The 18,886-nt window shown below is 50.9% G+C and carries 17 protein-coding genes; 4 read left to right on the forward strand and 13 right to left on the reverse strand.

Annotated elements, in window-relative coordinates:
- Positions 1–72 precede the first annotated feature (72 nt).
- The 7 genes from MJZ25_06800 to tadA form a co-directional block, all read right to left on the reverse strand.
- Positions 73–732, reverse strand: coding sequence for a hypothetical protein (locus MJZ25_06800; protein ID MCQ2123879.1), 660 nt, complete (start codon positions 730–732; stop codon positions 73–75).
- Between the two features lie 61 nt (positions 733–793).
- On the reverse strand, positions 794–1,429 hold the full coding sequence (locus MJZ25_06805; GenBank protein MCQ2123880.1) for an OmpA family protein: 636 nt from the start codon (positions 1,427–1,429) through the stop codon (positions 794–796).
- A 3-nt stretch (positions 1,430–1,432) separates the two neighbouring features.
- The gene (locus MJZ25_06810; protein ID MCQ2123881.1) at positions 1,433–3,247 is read right to left on the reverse strand and encodes a fimbrial protein; all 1,815 of its coding nucleotides are present in this window, start codon (positions 3,245–3,247) and stop codon (positions 1,433–1,435) included.
- Positions 3,248–3,264: 17 nt separating this feature from the next.
- Positions 3,265–4,173, reverse strand: a complete 909-nt coding sequence (locus MJZ25_06815; protein ID MCQ2123882.1) for a hypothetical protein — start codon at positions 4,171–4,173, stop codon at positions 3,265–3,267.
- Between the two features lie 9 nt (positions 4,174–4,182).
- On the reverse strand, positions 4,183–4,902 hold the full coding sequence (locus tag MJZ25_06820; GenBank protein ID MCQ2123883.1) for a hypothetical protein: 720 nt from the start codon (positions 4,900–4,902) through the stop codon (positions 4,183–4,185).
- Complete coding sequence (locus tag MJZ25_06825; GenBank protein MCQ2123884.1) at positions 4,902–5,729, reverse strand: hypothetical protein; 828 nt, start codon at positions 5,727–5,729, stop codon at positions 4,902–4,904. Before MJZ25_06825 ends, MJZ25_06820 begins: the two co-directional genes overlap by 1 nt.
- A gap of 79 nt (positions 5,730–5,808) precedes the next feature.
- Positions 5,809–6,351 carry a tRNA adenosine(34) deaminase TadA gene (gene tadA / locus MJZ25_06830; protein MCQ2123885.1) on the reverse strand — a complete coding sequence of 181 codons (543 nt, stop codon included), beginning with the start codon at positions 6,349–6,351 and terminating at the stop codon, positions 5,809–5,811.
- A 124-nt stretch (positions 6,352–6,475) separates the two neighbouring features.
- Here tadA and MJZ25_06835 point away from each other — a divergent pair, with 124 nt between their 5' ends.
- Positions 6,476–7,969, forward strand: a complete 1,494-nt coding sequence (locus MJZ25_06835) for an NAD(P)-dependent oxidoreductase (protein MCQ2123886.1) — start codon at positions 6,476–6,478, stop codon at positions 7,967–7,969.
- A 115-nt stretch (positions 7,970–8,084) separates the two neighbouring features.
- Here MJZ25_06835 and MJZ25_06840 read toward each other — a convergent pair whose 3' ends face one another.
- The 5 genes from MJZ25_06840 to MJZ25_06860 form a co-directional block, all read right to left on the reverse strand.
- Entirely contained in the window at positions 8,085–8,675 is a 591-nt protein-coding gene (locus MJZ25_06840; protein ID MCQ2123887.1) for a hypothetical protein, read from the reverse strand.
- A gap of 164 nt (positions 8,676–8,839) precedes the next feature.
- A complete protein-coding gene (locus tag MJZ25_06845; GenBank protein MCQ2123888.1) occupies positions 8,840–9,160 on the reverse strand; it encodes a hypothetical protein in 321 nt (106 codons plus the stop codon).
- Positions 9,161–9,227: 67 nt separating this feature from the next.
- A complete protein-coding gene (gene mnmG / locus MJZ25_06850; GenBank protein MCQ2123889.1) occupies positions 9,228–11,162 on the reverse strand; it encodes a tRNA uridine-5-carboxymethylaminomethyl(34) synthesis enzyme MnmG in 1,935 nt (644 codons plus the stop codon).
- A gap of 75 nt (positions 11,163–11,237) precedes the next feature.
- Positions 11,238–12,509: a redoxin family protein gene (locus MJZ25_06855; GenBank protein ID MCQ2123890.1), complete on the reverse strand. Its 1,272-nt coding sequence runs from the start codon at positions 12,507–12,509 to the stop codon at positions 11,238–11,240.
- Between the two features lie 26 nt (positions 12,510–12,535).
- Positions 12,536–14,239 carry a proline--tRNA ligase gene (locus MJZ25_06860; protein ID MCQ2123891.1) on the reverse strand — a complete coding sequence of 568 codons (1,704 nt, stop codon included), beginning with the start codon at positions 14,237–14,239 and terminating at the stop codon, positions 12,536–12,538.
- Between the two features lie 120 nt (positions 14,240–14,359).
- On the opposite strand from MJZ25_06860, the gene MJZ25_06865 reads away from it, so the two are divergent.
- The 3 genes from MJZ25_06865 (at position 14,360) to MJZ25_06875 (ending at position 17,614) form a co-directional block, all read left to right on the forward strand.
- Positions 14,360–15,502, forward strand: a complete 1,143-nt coding sequence (locus tag MJZ25_06865) for a DUF2914 domain-containing protein (protein ID MCQ2123892.1) — start codon at positions 14,360–14,362, stop codon at positions 15,500–15,502.
- Between the two features lie 58 nt (positions 15,503–15,560).
- On the forward strand, positions 15,561–16,424 hold the full coding sequence (locus MJZ25_06870) for a carbon-nitrogen hydrolase (GenBank protein ID MCQ2123893.1): 864 nt from the start codon (positions 15,561–15,563) through the stop codon (positions 16,422–16,424).
- A gap of 167 nt (positions 16,425–16,591) precedes the next feature.
- Positions 16,592–17,614 (forward strand): agmatine deiminase family protein, encoded by a 1,023-nt coding sequence (locus MJZ25_06875; protein ID MCQ2123894.1) that lies wholly within the window; start codon positions 16,592–16,594, stop codon positions 17,612–17,614.
- Between the two features lie 73 nt (positions 17,615–17,687).
- Here MJZ25_06875 and MJZ25_06880 read toward each other — a convergent pair whose 3' ends face one another.
- A complete protein-coding gene (locus tag MJZ25_06880; GenBank protein ID MCQ2123895.1) occupies positions 17,688–18,806 on the reverse strand; it encodes a GGDEF domain-containing protein in 1,119 nt (372 codons plus the stop codon).
- Between the last annotated feature and the right edge of the window lie 80 nt (positions 18,807–18,886).

Genomic DNA, 18,886 nt, shown 5'->3' on the forward strand with positions numbered 1-18,886 from the left:
TGGGCCTCGCAATGACATTCCTCGAAATTTGAACAAAAAAGAAACCGCAGCCTCAAGGTTGCGGTTCTTTTTTTATTTCTTGTCTTGGGGTACGAGGCGTTCCACAATGCGGAACAGATCATTATAGATTTCCAGGAAGTCTTCGATCCAAATGGGGTCGCGTTCGCCCACCACATGGAAGGTTTCTTCCAAAGTGTGGCGTGCGTTATAGGGACCCACCAAGGTACCTTCGGGCTGGGTAAAGCCCCCCTGCTGGTATGCGGTTACTGCAGCCTGGCGGGCACGATAACTACGGCGGAGTCGAGCAATCAAGGCGCCACGCAAAGAAAGCAATTCTTCGTGGGCGGCAATGGCGTTACCATCCTTGACCCAGGATTCAACCACATTCAAGCGACGGAGAATGGTGTCCCTTTCTGTATTAGGAATAAGCATTCGCTTATCAGCAAGAGTCTTCTTGATCTGTTCAGAAATTCCACCCAGGATTTGTTCATTCCAGAACACCATGGGATTTTCTGCAAAGCGGCTAGAATCGTCGGCCTTAGGCGTGTGAGTTGCAATCCAGCGATCAAGCTTATCAGCCACCATGCCAGCTTCGGGCAAACGGTCCACAGCCACATATTCGCCGGCGCGGTTCAGCAGGTTGTCCGCATAGACCATACGCCAGTGCGGCAGCTTTCCGGTCTTACGGATAGCGTCGATATTCTGGCGAAGATTTTCTAAACGTTCCTGCATTTTATAACCTTCAGTTTAACTCTGCTTCGATTGCCACGCGTTGCTCGCAATGACAGCCCTACTATTTCTTGTCCTTCATCTGGAGCGGGGTCACACCGATTTCCACGCGACGGTTCAAACGACGGTGTTCTTCGCTGTCGTTGGGATACTTGGGCTGATGTTCGCCAAAACCAGCAGCAAAAAGACGTTCCGGCGGGAAACCTTCCTTGATCAAGGTCTTCACCACGTTCACTGCACGTTCCGTAGAAAGGTTCCAGTTGGTATATGTCTTGGACTTCACCGGAGTATCATCGGTAAAGCCACTGACCATGATTACGTCGGTAGAATCCAAGGCTTCAAGCAAGCCCTTGCTGATGCCCCTGATAACACCGACGCCTTCGGGAGTCAAGTCGGCTCCGTTAATGGGGAAAAGGAAACTTGCCTGGATCTGGATCTTGCCATCTTCCAAGGCAATAAGGCCTGCTTCGATGGAAGTCTGCAAGCTCTTGGAGAGAAGGGCGTTTCGCTCTGCGGCAATCTTGCGCATTTCTTCCTGACAGCTCAGCACTTCTTCTTCGGTACGGGTAAGGTCTTCGGCCTTCTGTTCCTTGAGGGTAGCCATGGCGACAAACGCCAAGATGAACAATGACACCAATGCGATGCCAAGGTCCGTGTAGGCCATCCAAGGATTGTTGTTTTCGTCCTTGCGGAACCGCATGGATTATCCCTCCACCTTGTCTGCGGATGCGGCCGGAGCCATGGCGGTACCGCGCTGAGTCTGTTCCAGGACTTCCAGGAGGATTTCCTGGGTCTTGACGGCGTTTTCCATAAGCACTTCGCTGGCGCGTTCGTGGAAGGCTTCCAGAGACTGGTTGAGGTGTTCCACAAAGTTTTCTTCTTCTTCGTGTTCAGCAGTATCGCCGCTGAGCTTTTCAAGAATGGTTTCCAGACCGGCGCGAAGCATTTCAAGGTTGGCGCTAAGTTCGGACTGGTTCACGCGCATAAGTTCTGCGGTTTCCACGATGTTTCCGCCAAGAGCGTCGGTAGCTTCCTTTTCCTTGACCACGCGGTTGTCGATGCTTTCAGTGAGAGCCTTCTGGGCTTCAAGCAGCACCGCGGATGTTTCGGAAAGTTTCTGGAAAGCTGCCAGAATATCGTTGGAAAGAGTTCCAAGCTTTTCGGACACGGAAGCAGAAAGTTCTGCAGAACCGGCCTGAGCCTTTTCTGCAACCTGAAGGGCAACGTTCTTGAGAGTTTCCAGACCTTCGCGCTGGGCATCCACATTGGCAGTAGTCTTTTCTTCAAGACGCTGCATGAATTCGTTCCACTGAACGTTGGACTGCTTGACCTGATCGGCAACGGAAGCGCCGATGGTTTCAGTAGTGCCGGACATTGCTGCAGCGGAAGCAGATGCAACACCATCAAGGCCAGCCTTCACATCGGAAGCAACCTTAGCCAAGGCATTTTCCACATTGCCGGAAACGCCCTGCAGGCCTTCCTTCACGCCACCAGCGATATCGCCGAGGCCAGCGTTCAAAGCAGAAGACAAACCGTTCAGCTTGTCGTCCAGCTTTGCCGGGATGGATTCCACAGAAGTGGACAAAGCCTTCACGCTCTGTTCCATAGGAGCAAAGGCGCCATTAAGAGAAGAACTGACGGAATCGCCAAGATTCTGGACAGCACCGTTCATGCCGCTCACCACAGTTGCGAGAGAATCGCTGAAGGACTTTGTGGTATTGGACATTTCAGCAGAAATCTTTGCAGTAGCAGAAGTGAGTTCCTCGCCCACCATTGCCACTACGCCGCTGAGGCCCTCCTGCACAGCGGAAGCAACCTTTGCCAAGTTTTCTTCGACGGAATCAAAGAGGCGGCCAAGTTCATCCTTGCTCTGTTCCACTTCATCGTCAGAACCCTGGAGGTTCAAGGTCAATGCATCAAGGCGAGCCATGAAACCGTTAAGGCTTGCGTTCAGCAAAGTACGGCTAGCATTCAAAATCAAGGCAGCGAACAAACCGCAAAGAGATGTTCCGAAGATTCCCTTCATACCCTGGAAGAGAAGTTGGATGGTATCCAAGGTTCCCTGGGTGGTAGAATTGTCGATGGCGCCACCGGCTGTAGCAACGGAGTACATCAAGCCGAAGAAGGTTCCCATGAGGCCCAGAAGAATCACGGTGCTACCGGCGCTGCGGGGAACGGAGATTCCCACGTTGCTGTTCAACACTTCGTAAGCGATGGGAGAATCCAGGCGGATCTTCTTGGAAACCAGCTGGCGGGCAAGAGCGATACGCTTTGCAACCACACCGTCACCAGACACGCTAAAGGAACCGCGGCTTTCGCAAGCATCAAGGACTTCCGTTTCAGCGGAGATCTGCTTCAACTTCTTGAGAGCCACCACCTGTTCAATCAAGAACACAGCGAAGATGGCGCACAGAATCACCCAGCCGAAAAGCGGAGCACCAAAGTAGCAAGCTCCGGCTACGAGAACCGCAAAGCCTGCGATGGTGAGCAACAAAGTGGTCGTGAAAGCATTTTTCATTTTATACCTGTTTTATTTTAGGCCTTATGGTCGGCCGTGGTTTCAAACAAATTCAACTGACCGCGAGAGAACCCGCGGAGGAACAAAGCCCACTTGCTCTGGTACCATTCAATAATCTGGATGGTAAGACCGCGGGCATAATCACAAAAATCATCTGTAAAGGCCAGGAAGCCGTTTTCGTAAGCGTAGTGGGGATTCCAGAAACGGCCTACATTGCGTGCGCAGCTAGCAGCGGAGCTGTAGTAGCGGGGCGGATTCTTGGAAGCAAAGGCGGCGGCAAAGCGCTTCTTAGCCAGAACATTCAAGGAGCTACGGAGAGACACGATCATAGCGTTCTCCTTGTCGCGCAAGGATGCTTCCAAACTGGGGAGCAACTTGGACACGGCGTCCACTGCACTTTCAGAGTGCCAATACTTGCAAAGCTTTTCCTGCAACTGCATCACGCGGCCGTGCATTCTCACAAACAGCGGTTCAGCATCGCTGACCAGCAAATGGATAGTTGCAGAATAGAAGGCGTTAATGTCCTGCTTGTTGTTCTTCACGTTGAGAAGCCAACCCTTTTCCTCGTCGTGCTGCATGAACTCGCCACTTTCCAGGAGCAGGCGCATCACTTCTTCTGTAGAGAAACGCTGCATCCACTTGGCGCGGAATTCGTCGTACAACTTGTTGGCGTCGGCGATGATCTGAGGGAAGCTGGCGTCGGCAAGTTTCCACGCCGTTTCGCTATAGGAAATCAATTCCGAAGAGCCCACGTTCACAGAAGGGTCGTTCAACATGGCATCCAAATGTTCGTAAAGAACAATGGACCAGGTGACCATCATGGACTGGGACAAATTCGCAACCATGGACGACCTGTTAGGGCGCACCGAGAGACGGACACTGTTGCCCGTCATCTTACGAATGGATCTGCGAAAATTCTCTTGCACCAAAACCTCTTAGAAACCAGTTTCGATACGCTGCCACACGTTACGTGTCACGCGCTTACCGCTCTTGGCCATGTCTTCAGATTCCTTACGGACGTCTGCTTCAAGATTATTCTTAATCAAACTCTGGTCACCATCGAACTTGCCACCGGCTTCCAGATACAGGCCGTAAACGTTATTGGACATTTTCGTTTCAGAAGAAAGAACATGGCCAGCACGAATAGAAAGGGCAAAGCGGTTGCGCACGAATTCGCAACGGGACAAGAAAATTTCAGGAACGTCGTCCACCCAAAGTCCGTAGTAGTTGTTCACGAACTTCACGTTTTCGAAAATACCCTTGGAACGGAAAACTGTATTGCGGAAAGCGTTTTCCACCACCAGGTGCTTGATTTCAAACGGACGGTTGGAAGAAACAAAATGCAGGCCATTCCAGCTGCCACTGGAATCTGCGCTGCGGAAAACCACAGGTTTCGCTTCAGAGCCGGAAATCTTGACCGTGCCACGGAGCATAAGCTTGGCGTATTCGCCCATCAGCACCGTAACACCAGGTTCAACCACCAAGGTATCATTTGCAGAGAAGACCATACCCTGTTCCAGGATGTACGGACTATCTGCTTCGACAAGTTTGACCTTGCCATTTTCGATTGCCGGGAAAGGCAACTCACCAGCCACTGCGGAACCTGCAGCGACCAGGGCGGCCATGGCAATGATGCTACGAATTTTAGCGATCATTAAATTTCACCTTTCAACTTGATCTTCTGGATTACGTGCATGTCGGGAATGACGTTGTCAGCAACCAGGTCATTAACACTCAGGTCGCCGGTAATTTCCATAGAGACATTGGAAATCACACCGTGAGTCATGTCGAACAAGATGGTACCGGTACCAACGATGAAGCCCTTGCTTTCCATGCGAAGGTCGGAAGAGGTGTCGCCAGCTTCCTTGTACTTGATGTTCATGCCGATCTTTGCCATCTGCACGCCATCGTGTGCGTACTGGTCCTGCAGGGTGAAGGACTTGTAGACCACAGTGTTACCACCGTTGCCCGGAATTTCGACAGAACGTTCCCAGGTTTCACCCAAGGCAACGCCCTTACCCGGAAGGATGGGCTGGATTTTCAAGAAGAGGCGGACCAAGTCCAGGGCCTCGGTACCCAGCATGACGGAATCTTCCATCACCGGATCGCTGACCACACCGTCCTTAGCCATCTTGAACTGGAAATGTTCAGTGGACATGTAGCGTTCCATGCTGCGGAATTCTTCCACAGAGCGCTTGTCGGACTTGTAGTCCACGGAGTCAATCTTCATTTCGAACTTGGCGGTGCCATTGTCGTATGCGGTCAGCAAATTATTGGTGGCACGCACAAAAAGACGAGTATTCATTGCTTCGGGAGTTCCGGACACGGTATCCATCGGCAAAATGGCATTCATGGAAGATTCGAGGGAATAGGTCTGGGAAGGAACGTTCTGGGTATTGAAAGAGAGAACGTAATCATTTCCTTCGCAGGCACACAAAACTAAAAGAGCAGCAGAGCTGGCGCAAAATTTAAAGAAATTCATGGTGTGAATAATAGAAAAAAGAACCCGTTGATTCAGTAAATCAAAACGGGTTTTGCACCATAACAGCACCTTATTTCAACTAGGTCTGGGGAGGTTTTGCACCGCTATCGCCCTTTTCCAAACGCATCTGCTGGAAAAAGCGTTTCAGAAGACCAACGCATTCTTCGGCAAAGATTCCACCAGTGACAGGAACTGTCCTTCTCAAGGCGTTTCCGGTAATGACATCGATGGTGGTTCCGCAACCGCCAAAGCGGGTATCCTTGGAGCCGTAGACCACGCGATCCACACGGCTATTGAGAATAGCGCCGGCACACATGGGACAAGGTTCCAGCGTTACATACAAAGTACAACCGTCCAGACGCCAATTGTTCAAGGTGGCGGCAGCGGTACCGATGGCAAGAATTTCTGCATGGGCGGTGGCATCCTTCAGCATTTCAATCTGGTTGTGTCCGCGGCCAATGACCACGCCGTCTTTTACGATAACGCAACCGATGGGGATTTCCTTTTCCTCAAAGGCCTTTTCTGCTTCACGAATAGCCATGCGCATAAAGCGCTGGTCCTCCTCGGCTAGGAGACGGGCAGCAATTTCCAGTTGGAATTCTTCAGAGTTAATTTCAGCCATGGGTCAAAAATACAAAAATCTTACGTACAACCAAACTTTGAACCTTTTACCGAACCTGTAAAAATACTATATTGCGCCTCGCAAATTAGTTGTGTTTTACGACAAGAATCAACGAGGTAATTTTATGCATGATTCAGCTGAACTGAACCAGGCCGCAGAAAAGGAACTGGAACGCCTTGCAGCCCTTCCCACCATCACCCTGAAGGACAAGCTGTCCATTCAGCCTCAGGAAGCCGCAGAGCTGGACCCCATTGAACGTCGCCCCACCATGGCAGAAACCTGCCTTGGTCTCACCGAAGCTCAAGCCAAGGTTGAAGCAAATCGTTGCATGAAGTGCAAGAAGCCGTTCTGCACCGCCGCATGCCCCATCGGAATGCCCATTCCCCAGTACCTCGAAAAGGTTGCCGCAGGCGACTTCCAGGGTGCAATCGACATCATCCGCGGCACTTCCTTGATTCCCTCCATCTGCAGCCGCGTCTGCCCCCACGAAAGACAGTGCCAGTCCAACTGCGCCATGGGCAAGAGCCTCAAGGACCCGAAGAAGGGCCTCCAGCTGGGTCTCATGGAACGCTTCGTTGCAGACTACGAACGTTTGAACCTGGGTGGCAAGAAGGTTCCTGAAGTAGCACCCGCAACCGGCAAGAAGATTGCCGTGATCGGTTCCGGTCCTGCAGGCCTCAGCGCCGCCATCGACCTCCGCTCCAAGGGTCACGAAGTGGTGATTTTCGAAAGCCAGCCCAAGCTTGGCGGCGTGCTCCGCTATGGCATTCCTGAATTCCGCCTCCCCAAGGAAATCCTGGACTACGAAATTTCCATCGTCGAAAAGATGGGCATTGAATGCCGCACCGGCATCCGCGTCTTCAAGGACGTGACCATCGACTACCTCTGGAAGCAGGGCTTCGACGCCGTATTCGTCGGCATCGGTGCAGCAATTCCTATGAAGCTCGGCATTCCGGGCGAAGATCTTCAGGGCGTCTACACTGCTGAAGAATACCTCCGCAAGGGCAACCTGGGCGAGGAAATGTACTCCGGTAAGCACGTCATCGTCGCTGGCGGTGGCAACGTGGCCATGGACGCAGCCCGCATGGCATTCCGCCTGGGTGCAGAATCCGTCCGTATCGTTTACCGCAGAACCATGAACGAAATGCCCGCTTGCAAGGCCGAACTGAAGGAAGTTCTGGACGAAGGCGTCAAGGTCATGGAACTCCACACTCCGGAAGCATTCATTGCCGACGAAGAAGGCAAGATCTGCATGGCAAAGCTCGGTATGTTCGAACTTGGCGAACTTGACGAAAACGGCCGTCCCCGCCCGATCCGCGTGAAGGGCGACGGTGCAACCATCGTCTGCGACACCGCAGTGATCGCCATCGGCAGCAAGGTTTCCCCTGTTGCAGCAGAAGGCATCCCGGGTCTCGAAACCAACAAGAACGGCACCATCGTGGTGAAGGATGCTACTACCGGCGAAACCTCTGTTGAAAAGGTTTACACCGCAGGCGACTCCATGCACGGCCCGCTTACCGTCGTGATGGCTATGAAGACTGGTCGTCAGGCTGCTACAGCAATCCACAAAAAGCTCATGGGCATTGTGGACGAACCTGCCGCAGAACCCCAGGCTTAATTCGTAGCAAATCGCGCGGTTCATGTCGCGCGATTCATGTTCCGCACAACCGCAAAAACTAAAAAACGCCGAGGCTTTCGCCCCGACGTTTTTTCTTTAAGCTTTTTTTCAACTATTAGAAGTCGAGCAAGGCCAAGGTGCCAAAACGACCATTGATCGGGTCGATTGTCGGGACAACATGCAGGAATGCAGCATCCTTGCGAGCGGCATAATCTTCAGCCTTCTTGCGATACATTCTTGCGCGCTTCAACTGGGTACCACCAACAATCTTCAGGGTAATACCAGTTGCAAGGCTCAAACCACCAGCCACGGCAGTAAGGTAACCAAGAGCATAAAGGGTTGTGCCGTCGCCAACACAGTTCTCACCATAAGAATCACAATACATATCGGTAGCACCAGCAATTTCCATCACAAGGCCAACACCGAGGGCGATGCTACCAGCGATAATCAGCGGATTACCCGGACGACGAATCTTGTTGCCACGACGTTCGAACTTTTCGACCAAATCGTTGTAAACCTGAAGGCTGTCAACAGCATAGTAATCTACAGCTTCGGACTGAGCTACAGAAGAAGTTTCTTCAGCTTCTCCAGCTTCTTCAGCCTGTTCAACCTGGGTAGATTCTTCTTCCTGGTATTCGGTTTCTTCTTCGGTCTGTGCAAAAGTGAATGCAGCAGCGCACATCAAGAACATCAAGAACTTTTTCATAATATCCTCCTAAAGAATGGGTGGTTCGTTCTTTTTGTTACATTCTACTTACACAAGTTTAGAAAAATTTCAAAATTTCGTGATGGGTATCACAAAAAAGTGTTGTTAAAAAAAAACACCCCGGTTTACCCAGGGTGTTCAAAATTCCAGTAGAAGTTGTCGGCTTACTTTGCACCGAACTTTTCAGAGGCCTTCTTCACGTTCGGGTCCTTCTGAGCATCCTTGATCTTCTGCTTGATGCCGTCTTCGATGTGCTTCTTCAGCTTAGCTGCGAGAGCGGGGAAACGATCTTCCAGAGAGTCGCTGAACACAGCCGGCTTCTTTGCAGCAGCAGGAGCAAACTTGCCACCCTTCGGGCCACGCTTGTTGAACGGACGCTTGCCACCCTTCTTAGCGGGAGCTTTCTTTTCGGACTTGGCTTCCTGAGGCTTAACTTCAGTCTTCACTTCTTCTGCCTTAACTTCTTCTTTAACTTCTTCTGCCATAATATACCTCTTTGGAAAATTGTGAATTTTTTGACGGCGCAAAGATAATAAAATCTAACATTGCTGTCTATGAGCGGTTCTCCAACCAGTGGGCCAAAACCGTAATATCGGCAGGACGAACCCCAGGAATACGGCTAGCCTGGCCCAAAGTCAGCGGTTTTTGTGCGTTCAGACGCTGGCGACTTTCAATACTGATGGCGGTAATCTGCATATAATCCAGATCCGGGGACAGCTTTACAGCCTCCATCTTCTTCTGGTCATCGATTTCACGGGCCTGGCGGTCAAAGAATCCTGCATAGATTTCTTCGGCATACATATACCACTGATCGCGGCGGGTCAATTGCAATTCAGGAACCGTTTCTGCCGGAAGGGCAACCTTGAAGAACACTTCAGGGTCAATCCCCGGACGACGGAGGACGTTAATCCAGCGGGTGCGTTCCGTGGCAAGAGCCTGGCCACCAGCCTCGAGAACCTTATTGGCCTCATCCGGTGTAGCAGAAACTTCCGCAAAACGAGTCTTGGCATCAGCCATCTGCTGCTGACGACGCTTCCAATCAGCGTAATCCGCATCAGAAATCATACCAATCTGGTGAGCCTTTTCCTTGAGACGGGCTTCCGCGTTGTCGCTACGGAGGAACAAACGGTATTCCGCACGGCTGGTGAACATACGGTACGGTTCATCCAAAAGGACATTGACCAAGTCATCCACCATGACGCCCAAGTAGCTTTCGGAACGTCCAAGAATCAGAGGAGCCTCCCCCTTTACCTTCAGGGCAGCATTGATACCTGCCATAAGGCCCTGACCAGCCGCTTCTTCGTAACCGCTGGTACCGCAAACCTGGCCTGCAAAATACAAGCCCGGAACGTTCTTGCATTCGAAGGTAGGATACAGCTGGGTGGCATCCACAGAATCGTATTCCACCGCATAACCAATCTGGAGAACTCGGGCGCGAGTCAAACCAGGAATGGTATGGATTGCGGCCAATTGGATATCAGCCGGCAAGCTACTGCTAAAGCCGTTGATATAAACGCGACCAATGTCCGCCTGTTCCGGTTCAAGGAACAACTGGTGACCATCACGATCGCCAAAACGGTTAATCTTGTCTTCGATACTGGGGCAGTAACGAGGTCCCTTGCCGTGGATTCTACCACTGAACATGGGGCTGTCCTTGAAGCCGCTACGCAAAATGTCGTGGGTCTTGATGTTGGTGCGGGTAATCCAGCAAACGCAATCATTACGGACAAACTTGTTCTGCTGATCACCCCAGAAATAGTTGGCATCAAAACCAGGAACCGTATTGTCCAGATGGCGGTCACTCATGGGCCACGGAACATCATCGCCACGCTGAACTTCGCATTCATTGAAATCAATGGATTCCGGGTCAAGGCGGCTAGGTGTACCTGTTTTAAGGCGGCGCAATTGCACACCTTCACGAGCCAAACATTCAGACAACTTATCGGAACTAGGCTCGCCCACACGGCCACCAACACTTGTATCCAAGCCTGTAAACATCTTGGATGCAAGGAAGGTTCCGCTGGTCACCACAATGGACTTGGTGATATAACGGTCGCCGTTCAAAAGGGTCAATTCAAGACGGCCGTCAAGCATGCGTTCAAAACTTGCAAGTTCGCCCTGAATTACAGAAAGTCCCGGAAGAGAGGTAATCACTTCGCGGGCAACTTCGCTATAGAACTTCATGTCGCATTGAGCGCGAGGACCCCAAACAGCAGGACCCTTACTCATGTTCAACATGCGGAACTGAATGCCAGCCTTATCGGTCAAAAGACCCATCAAACCGCCCAACGCATCAATATCGCGAACGATCTGACCCTTGGCAACACCACCCACAGCAGGATTACAGGACATGCGACCGATGGCATTGATATCCATAGTCAACATAGCCGTTTTCACACCCAGCTTCCAGGCAGCATGAGTCGCTTCGATACCGGCGTGGCCGCCACCGATGACAACTACATCATATTCCGCAAGAATCGCACTCATAACACACTCAAACAGACAACAGTTTCAAAAACAAGGCGCGCCATCATCACAGAGGCGCGCCTAAAGAATCATTCGTTACTTAGCTGCAGCCGGGGCTTCTTCAGTCTTCGGAGCTTCCGGATTCCAAACAACGTTTTCACCCTTCAGCAAAGCAGCAATGTCCTTCTTCATGTCTTCCTTTTCACTTTCGAAGGCAGCATACTGCTTATAGGTACCATCCGGGTTCACAACATAAACCTTGGGAACATAGCCATCGCTGTAAAGTTCACCGAACTGGCGGGATTCATCCCACATCACGTTGATGGTTTCATCCCACTTTGCGTTGTCCATGAACTTACGAATGCCGGACTTGTTGTTTCCACCGCTAGCAACAGCGAGAGTGGTCAAGCCATCCTTAGCGAATTCCTTGGCCATTTCGAGAATCTGCGGAGCTGCATGGGCGCAGTGACCGCAAGTTGCAGAGAAGTAGAACATAAGAAGCTTCTTGCCTGCGAATGCGGACAAATCTTCACCCTTCACGGTGATGCCAGTTGCCTTCACCTTGAAGTTCATAAGCTTCGGCATGCCATTGCCCAAAGTGTCTCCCTTGAGGGCAGCAACTTCTTCCTTGAGCTTCTGCTGTTCTTCTTCGAACTTCTTTGCTGCTTCTTCACGTTTTTCCTGAAGCTTCTGCTGGAAACGCTGGCTGACAGCTTCCACGGAATCCTTCGGCATCTGCATTGCGAAGGTGGTATCACGAATTTTCGCATCAGATTCCTTCACACCGAGAACGAAGTATTCTTCATCCAAAGCGGCGCCAAACTGATTGCTGAGGGCATTGAAGTTGGAGCTGAACTGCAAACCGATCAAGTAAGAGAACTTGACTATATCAGCAGATTCTGCATTCAAGGCAACAGCAGCGCCTGTAGCCTTCGGAGCCTCGGTAATGGTCTGAGACTTCATCACAGAGTCCATGTAAGCGCCATACTTAGCGCCATCGCCTGCAAAGGAAGCCTGGGTTGCGCTATCCGGACGCATGGATTCAATGCGGTCACGGGCGATCTTGGAATACTTGCCACCGATTTCCTGAAGCTGTTCAGTGGTCAACTGAAGCTTGTTGTTAGTATCCTTGACTGCCTTGGCATTATCACGAATAGCCTGAACAACAACGTCAACATGGAGCTGTTCACCCATCTGGCGAGGAATAGCTTCAAAGTTCTGAGAACCAAACTGAGCGCCCATCATGTAAGCAAACTTCTGTTCGTCTGTGGACTGAGCATTAATAGCAGCCGGCTTCGGAGTAGAATCCAACTGGCTACAAGCAGCAAAAGCAAGTGCTGCAGCAAGAGCAATCTTATTCTTCTTCATTTGTAATCTCCTAATTTCAATAAAACTTATTCTGCGAAGTAAGCCTGAGCCTTGGCAACAACTTCTTCGACCTTGACCATGGAGAATTCCTTTTCGTTACGGAACTTCCATTCCACTTCGCCGTTTGCAAGACCCTTCTTGCCGATAGCGATACGGACCGGAGAACCCCAGAGGTCAGCATCCTTGAACTTAACGCCCGGACGTTCGTCACGGTCGTCCACAAGGACGTCGATGCCTGCAGCTTCAAGTTCCTTTTCGAACTTTTCTGCAAGTTCCATGAGTTCCGGTTCCTTGCCGATGGGAACGATTTCCACCTGGAACGGAGCGATGGACTTGGGCCAAATGGGGCCGAAGTCGTCGTGGCTGTTTTCAACAACGGAAGCCATCAAGCGGCCAATACCGATACCGTAGCAACCCATGATTGCAGGAGCGGTGGTCTTTTCGGCAGTGAGGTACTTGGCACCCATGGATTCAGAGAACTTGGTGCCCAGCTTGAAGATGTTACCCAGTTCGATACCGCGGGTTTCAGAAAGTTCTTCGCCGCAGTTCGGACACTTGCAGCCGCCCTGTGCTTCAGCGATGTCGGCCACTTCGAATGCCGGGAAGTCGCGCTTCGGGGTGCAGTGCATGAGGTGATAGTTTTCTTCGTTTGCGCCCATAACGAGGTCACAAGCGTCGGCAAGAGCTTCATCCACGATGATGCGGGTGTCGTGTGCGCCGATGGGGCTTGCAAAGCCCGGCACCATGCCGCAGGACTTGATGAGAGCGTCGTCTGCCGGATAAAGTTCCTTGGCCTTCAGGAGGTTATGGAGCTTAATTTCGGAAACGTCCAGGTTGCCCGGAACCATAACGGTAATGAGCTTGCCTTCGAAGTCGAAGAACACGCACTTGGCGGTGGACTTCGGGTCGATCTTCAGGAATGCGCTCAGTTCTTCAATAGACGGGCAGTGGGGTGTTTCAACCTTTTCGGGCATGGCGCTTGCGCTGTTTGCATCGCCCTTGTAGGTTTCGCGAGTGAACTTTGCAATTTCGCGGTTAGCCTGGTAGCCGCACTTCTTACAGAGAATCAGGTAGTCTTCGCCGTTGGGAGTGTCCAGCATGAATTCGTGGGCAATCTTACCGCCCATAATGCCGGTATCGCTCTGCACCACCACCGGTTCAATACCGACGCGGCGGTAAATACGGAGGTATGCATCATATTCTTCCTGGTAATGCTTGTCCAGGTCTTCCTGAGAAGAATGGAAGCTGTAGGCGTCCTTCATAAGGAATTCGCGAACGCGGATCAAACCGCCGCGGGCACGAGCTTCGTCACGGTACTTGGTCTTGAACTGGTACAGCATGAACGGAAGCTGCTTGTAGCTGTTCAGAACGTAGCGGGCCATATCGGTCATGGCTTCTTCGTGAGTCATGGCCAGCACCATGTTGTGGTTGTTACGGTCCTTGAAGCGGAGGAGTTCTTCGCCGATGGCCTGGTAACGGCCAGATTCGCTCCAGAGGTCAGCAGTCTGAACCACCGGGAGGTCCACTTCGATACCGCCGATCTTGTTCATTTCTTCACGAACGATGTTGGTGATCTTCTGGATCACGCGGTAGCCGATAGGCATCATGGAGTAGATACCGGTAGAAACGGGCTTGATATAACCGCCACGCATCAAGAAGATGTGGCTGGGCATGGTAGCGTCGCTGGGCGTTTCGCGGAGCGTGACATAGAAGTACTTAGAGAGTTTCATGATATTCCTTTAATCCAGTGGATTATAAGACAAATTTACGGGCTACAAATTAGCAATTTTACAGCAGCCTTTTTTACCGAAGGTGCTGTTTTTCAACCCCTTTTTTGTATTTTTCAACACATGGAATTTGTTGATAACCTTCGCGCTAAACCTGCTGTTCAGAAAATCGAGAAATTTATCCCGGCCGTAGCCTTTTTGGGCGGTTTTGCCTGGGATTCCATCACCTTGGGCATGTCCATCAACGACTCCGACCTGGCCTTTCTGGTGGCCTACTATATCGGGGCATTGATTTTCATTATCCTCCTGTCGGCCCGCATCGTGCAAGTCGCGGAGGAACCTGCCGAACCTCAAAGAAAATTCCTTGCACGCAACGCCATCGCAGCACGCAACAAGTTGCTGGACCGCGAATGGAGCGATGTGTGGAAAGCCCGATTCACCTGGGTTTTGCAATTCCTCTTCGGCGGTATGTTCAGCGCCCTAGTGGTCTGCTACTTCAAGAGCAGTGGTTCCCTGGCATCCTTCATTCTTGTGCTTTTGCTGGCAGCCCTTCTGGTAGGAAACGAATTTCTCCAGAAGCGTTATGAAAGTTTCGCATTGAACCTAGCTTTGTTCTGCCTTTTGGGCACCATGGTGCTGAACTTCACCATACCCTACTTTGTTCATGGCATCGGTTTCAGATGGTTCTTCCTCAGCACTGTGGTTTCCCTGGGAATCTGTTTCCTGGTATGGAAAATTGCACGCCGTCCCAAGCGCATGATGGTGGTTCCTGTTTTGATTAGCATCCTTTTGACCGTGGCTTACTTGATGAACTGGGTTCCGCCCGTGCCTCTGGTTCTCAAGCAGCAGATGGTCTGCCAGAACTTTGACAAAAAGAACTATTCCTGCGACGTAGACTATCCCACTATTTTCCAGAGGCTCAACCTGGAAATTCCGACGGTCCACAGGGTTGACGGAAACGAAGTCTATTTCCTCTCTTCCGTCTTTGCTCCAGCAAAGCTTAAGGCAGGCCTAGAATTCCGCTGGTACTACCAGGATCCCACTACCGGCAAGTACAAGCTTACAGACAAAATATCGTCCGGACGTATGGTAATGAACGGCGGTCGTGAATCTGGCTTCAGAATCTACTCCAACAAGCGGAACGTTCCTCCCGGAAAGTACCGCGTGGAAACCGCCTACAAGAACGGCGCCGTCGTAGGAGCCAGCGCCTTTGAAGTTCTTGAGGGAATGCCCGTAAAGGGCTTCGTCAGAGACTCCTTAAGATAAGGACATTTTCAGTAAAGCCTGCGCCGAAGTTCCGCGCAGGTTTTCTAAATTATATACCATGAAGAAAATTAAGACCGCTACTCTCCAAGGAAAGTGGACTGGAGATACCAAGTCCAATAATGAATGGTACAAGGCCGAAGCTCTCAAGCTCAAGGGCCAGGGAATCGACATCCTCGTTCTCCCGGAAATGTTCCACACGCCCTACTTCCCGTTTGAAGAAAACGCTGATTTCTTTGACATGGCCATCGAAAAAGATGACGTTATCGTCAAGGAATGGCAGGCAATCGCCAAGGAATTGAATGCGGTTGTAGTTTTCCCCTTCTTTGAAAAACGCGCCCGCGGAATCTACCACAACTCCGCCTTCGTCTTTGAACGTGACGGAAGCATTGCAGGTCTCTACCGCAAGAGCCACATTCCCGACGATCCCGCCTTCTACGAAAAGTATTACTTCATCCCCGGCGACACCGGTTTTGAGCCCATCAAGACCTCCGCAGGTAAAATTGGCGTTCTCATTTGCTGGGATCAGTGGTTCCCCGAAGCAGCCCGCATCATGAGCCTGAAGGGTGCAGACCTTTTGATCTACCCCACCGCTATCGGCTGGATGAAATCTGAACCTGCAGAACTTTACCCCCGTCAGCAGGATAGCTGGACCACCGTCATGCGCGGCCACGCAATCGCCAACCGCACCTTCGTGCTTTCCGCCAACCGCATCGGTACCGAAGGCGAACTCACCTTCTGGGGCACAAGCTTTGTTGCAGCACCGGATGGCTACCTCATCAAGAAATGCGACACCGATTTTCTGGGCGCATCCATTGTTGAAATTGACTTGGGTGAAACTGAATTCAATCGTCGCTGGTGGCCGCACTTCCGCGATCGCCGCGTAGACCTTTACGGCGACATCTTGAAAGTTTGGTGCGACTAGGCTTCGCCAATTACTATTTACGAATTATGAATTACGAAATTAATTAGGCGCCTATACAAAACTTGAAACTTTGTTTCTTAGTTGCCGTTATCCACTTTGTGGAATAGGCGCGATTATATGTCTCATAATTCATACTTCATAACTCATAATTAAACCTGGTGTTTTTTATGGCAACATCTATTCGTTATCCCGCAGAATGGGAAGAACAGGAAGCCACTTGGCTGGCCTTCCCCCACAATAAGAAGAACTGGTACGGCGAACGTGGCGTAAACATTCGCAAGTTCTACATCAACCTCATCCGCACCATCAGTGAATTCCAGCCGGTGAACGTCCTGGTTCCCAGCAAGAACTTCCTGACCTTCGAAGAAAAGTTCGCTATCGCAGACCGTCCCTTCCCGGTGAGCGTCATCTTTATCAAGACCAACGACATCTGGATTCGTGACTACGGTCCGTTCTTCCTGAAGAAGGGCGACAAGACTGTGATTTCCCAAACCCAGTTCAACGCCTGGGGTGCCAAGTTCCCGCCGTGGAACCACGACGACAAGATTCCTGAAACCATCGCCGACGCTTTCGGCTACAAGATGGACAAGAGCGTTCCCTATATCTTTGAAGGCGGCGCTATTGAAGTGAATGGTGACGGTCTCGGCATTACCACTCTGGATTGCCTTATCGGCAAGAACCGTAACGCAGACAAGGATCTTTCCAAGGTCATCAAGGCTATCTGCAACGCATTCGGCCTCAGATCTTTGCTGGTCCTCCCCCACGGTCTCCACGGCGACCACACCGACGGCCACATCGACAACGTCGCACGTTTCGTTGCCAAGGATCGCGTGGTCATGTGCTGGGAAGATTCCAAGAAGAGTCCCAACACTCCGATCCTCGCCGAAGCAAAGCTCCTCATCGAAGAATTCATGAAGGCTCACTACGGCAAGAAGGCCAAGGTGGACACCTTGCCTCTCCCGCCCCAGCGCGTTCTTGACGACGGCCAAATCCTCCCCGCCAGCTACATGAACTACATTCATGCCAACGGCGCTCTCATTTTCCCCAAGTACAAAAGCCCGAAGGACGCCATCGCACAGAAGTATTTCGAAAGCGTATTCCCCAAGTTGAAGGTTATCGGCATTGATTGCCGTACCGTGATTGAGGAAGGCGGCAGCCTGCACTGCATGAGCAAGCACGAAAGCAAATAAAAAAAGACCTCTCGAAAGAGAGGCTTTTTTTATAAACGTTTGCGAAAATTCTTCGTCGCAGTCTTAAATCCGACTAGGGAACCTTACCCTTGTTTTCACGCATTTTGGTATGGATGGTGTTGATGAAGCCATCGACGCCATGCACGCGCAAATCCTGCTGGGCAGAACCAATAGCCACAGCCAATTCATAAGGTGCATTAGACTTGGTGTTGAACTTTTCAAGACTGATTTCAATAGCCTGAATGCAGGAATTCATTTCCGCATTGTTCTGAGTTTTGAGCAGCACAATAAATTCGTCACCGGAATAACGGAGGGGAACACCCACGTCACCCATGGATTTCTGCAGAACCTTGGCCAAGTTTTTCAGGGCTTCGTCACCAACGGCATGGCCAAACCTTTCATTAATCACCTTAAGGCCCTTCATGTTCAACATCAAGGCATTGATTACGGAATCTCGGCCCTGGGCCACGGATTTCAAATGATGGTCCAGATAAATTCGGTTGAAAAGACCCGTCAATCCATCCTTGAAAATCAAGTCGTTCTGCAAGGTGGTCAGCACACCAGCCATAGAAATAGCAAGGCTTGCTGCGATAGTGGAAACGCCGTAGAACATGGTCTGGGCGAAAGTGCCAATCATCAAAGGGAACAGGTAAACTCCAATGGGGAAAATTCTCAGCACGCCATTCTTGGATTTCTTCCAGAGGTAAACAACGATGCTATCCAAGGTAATCAAGTAATCCACACTGGTGTAAATCCAGTAGCCTCCATAACGATGGTAAAGGTTTTCTTCACTGATACTGAAAATGAACGGGTAGAACAAATTGACAACAATACCCACAAGACCCAAGCCCACCACGGCCAAAAGAAAATTCAGATGTCCCTTGGAAATTCCGCCGCAGGCATACTTGGTCAAGAAGAACAGCCAAAGGAATGCGCAAAGCAGGTTGGAAACGTAGAGCCAGCTATCTCCGGCAATGGCCAAAATTCTGAGAGCGGAATTATTGATTCCGTCAATGGCAAAGAGGAGCGGGTCAATGGCGCAGCTGATCATCGTGAGGATGACCATGGCAAGCAAAGCTCTATTTTCAATGGATCTGGAGCGCAACAACCAGCGATTGCCAGCCAAAAGCACGGCAACCAGTACTACACCAAACCCATCTGCAATAAAAATGCTTGTCAAAGAACTTTCCATATCATCCGCCAATATATTTGTAATTAATATAAATTCCAGCATTCAATAAAACAAATCTGGGTAGACGAAACCCCGCCATT

It is taken from the genome of Fibrobacter sp., from assembly GCA_024399065.1.
Classification (GTDB): Bacteria; Fibrobacterota; Fibrobacteria; order Fibrobacterales; family Fibrobacteraceae; genus Fibrobacter.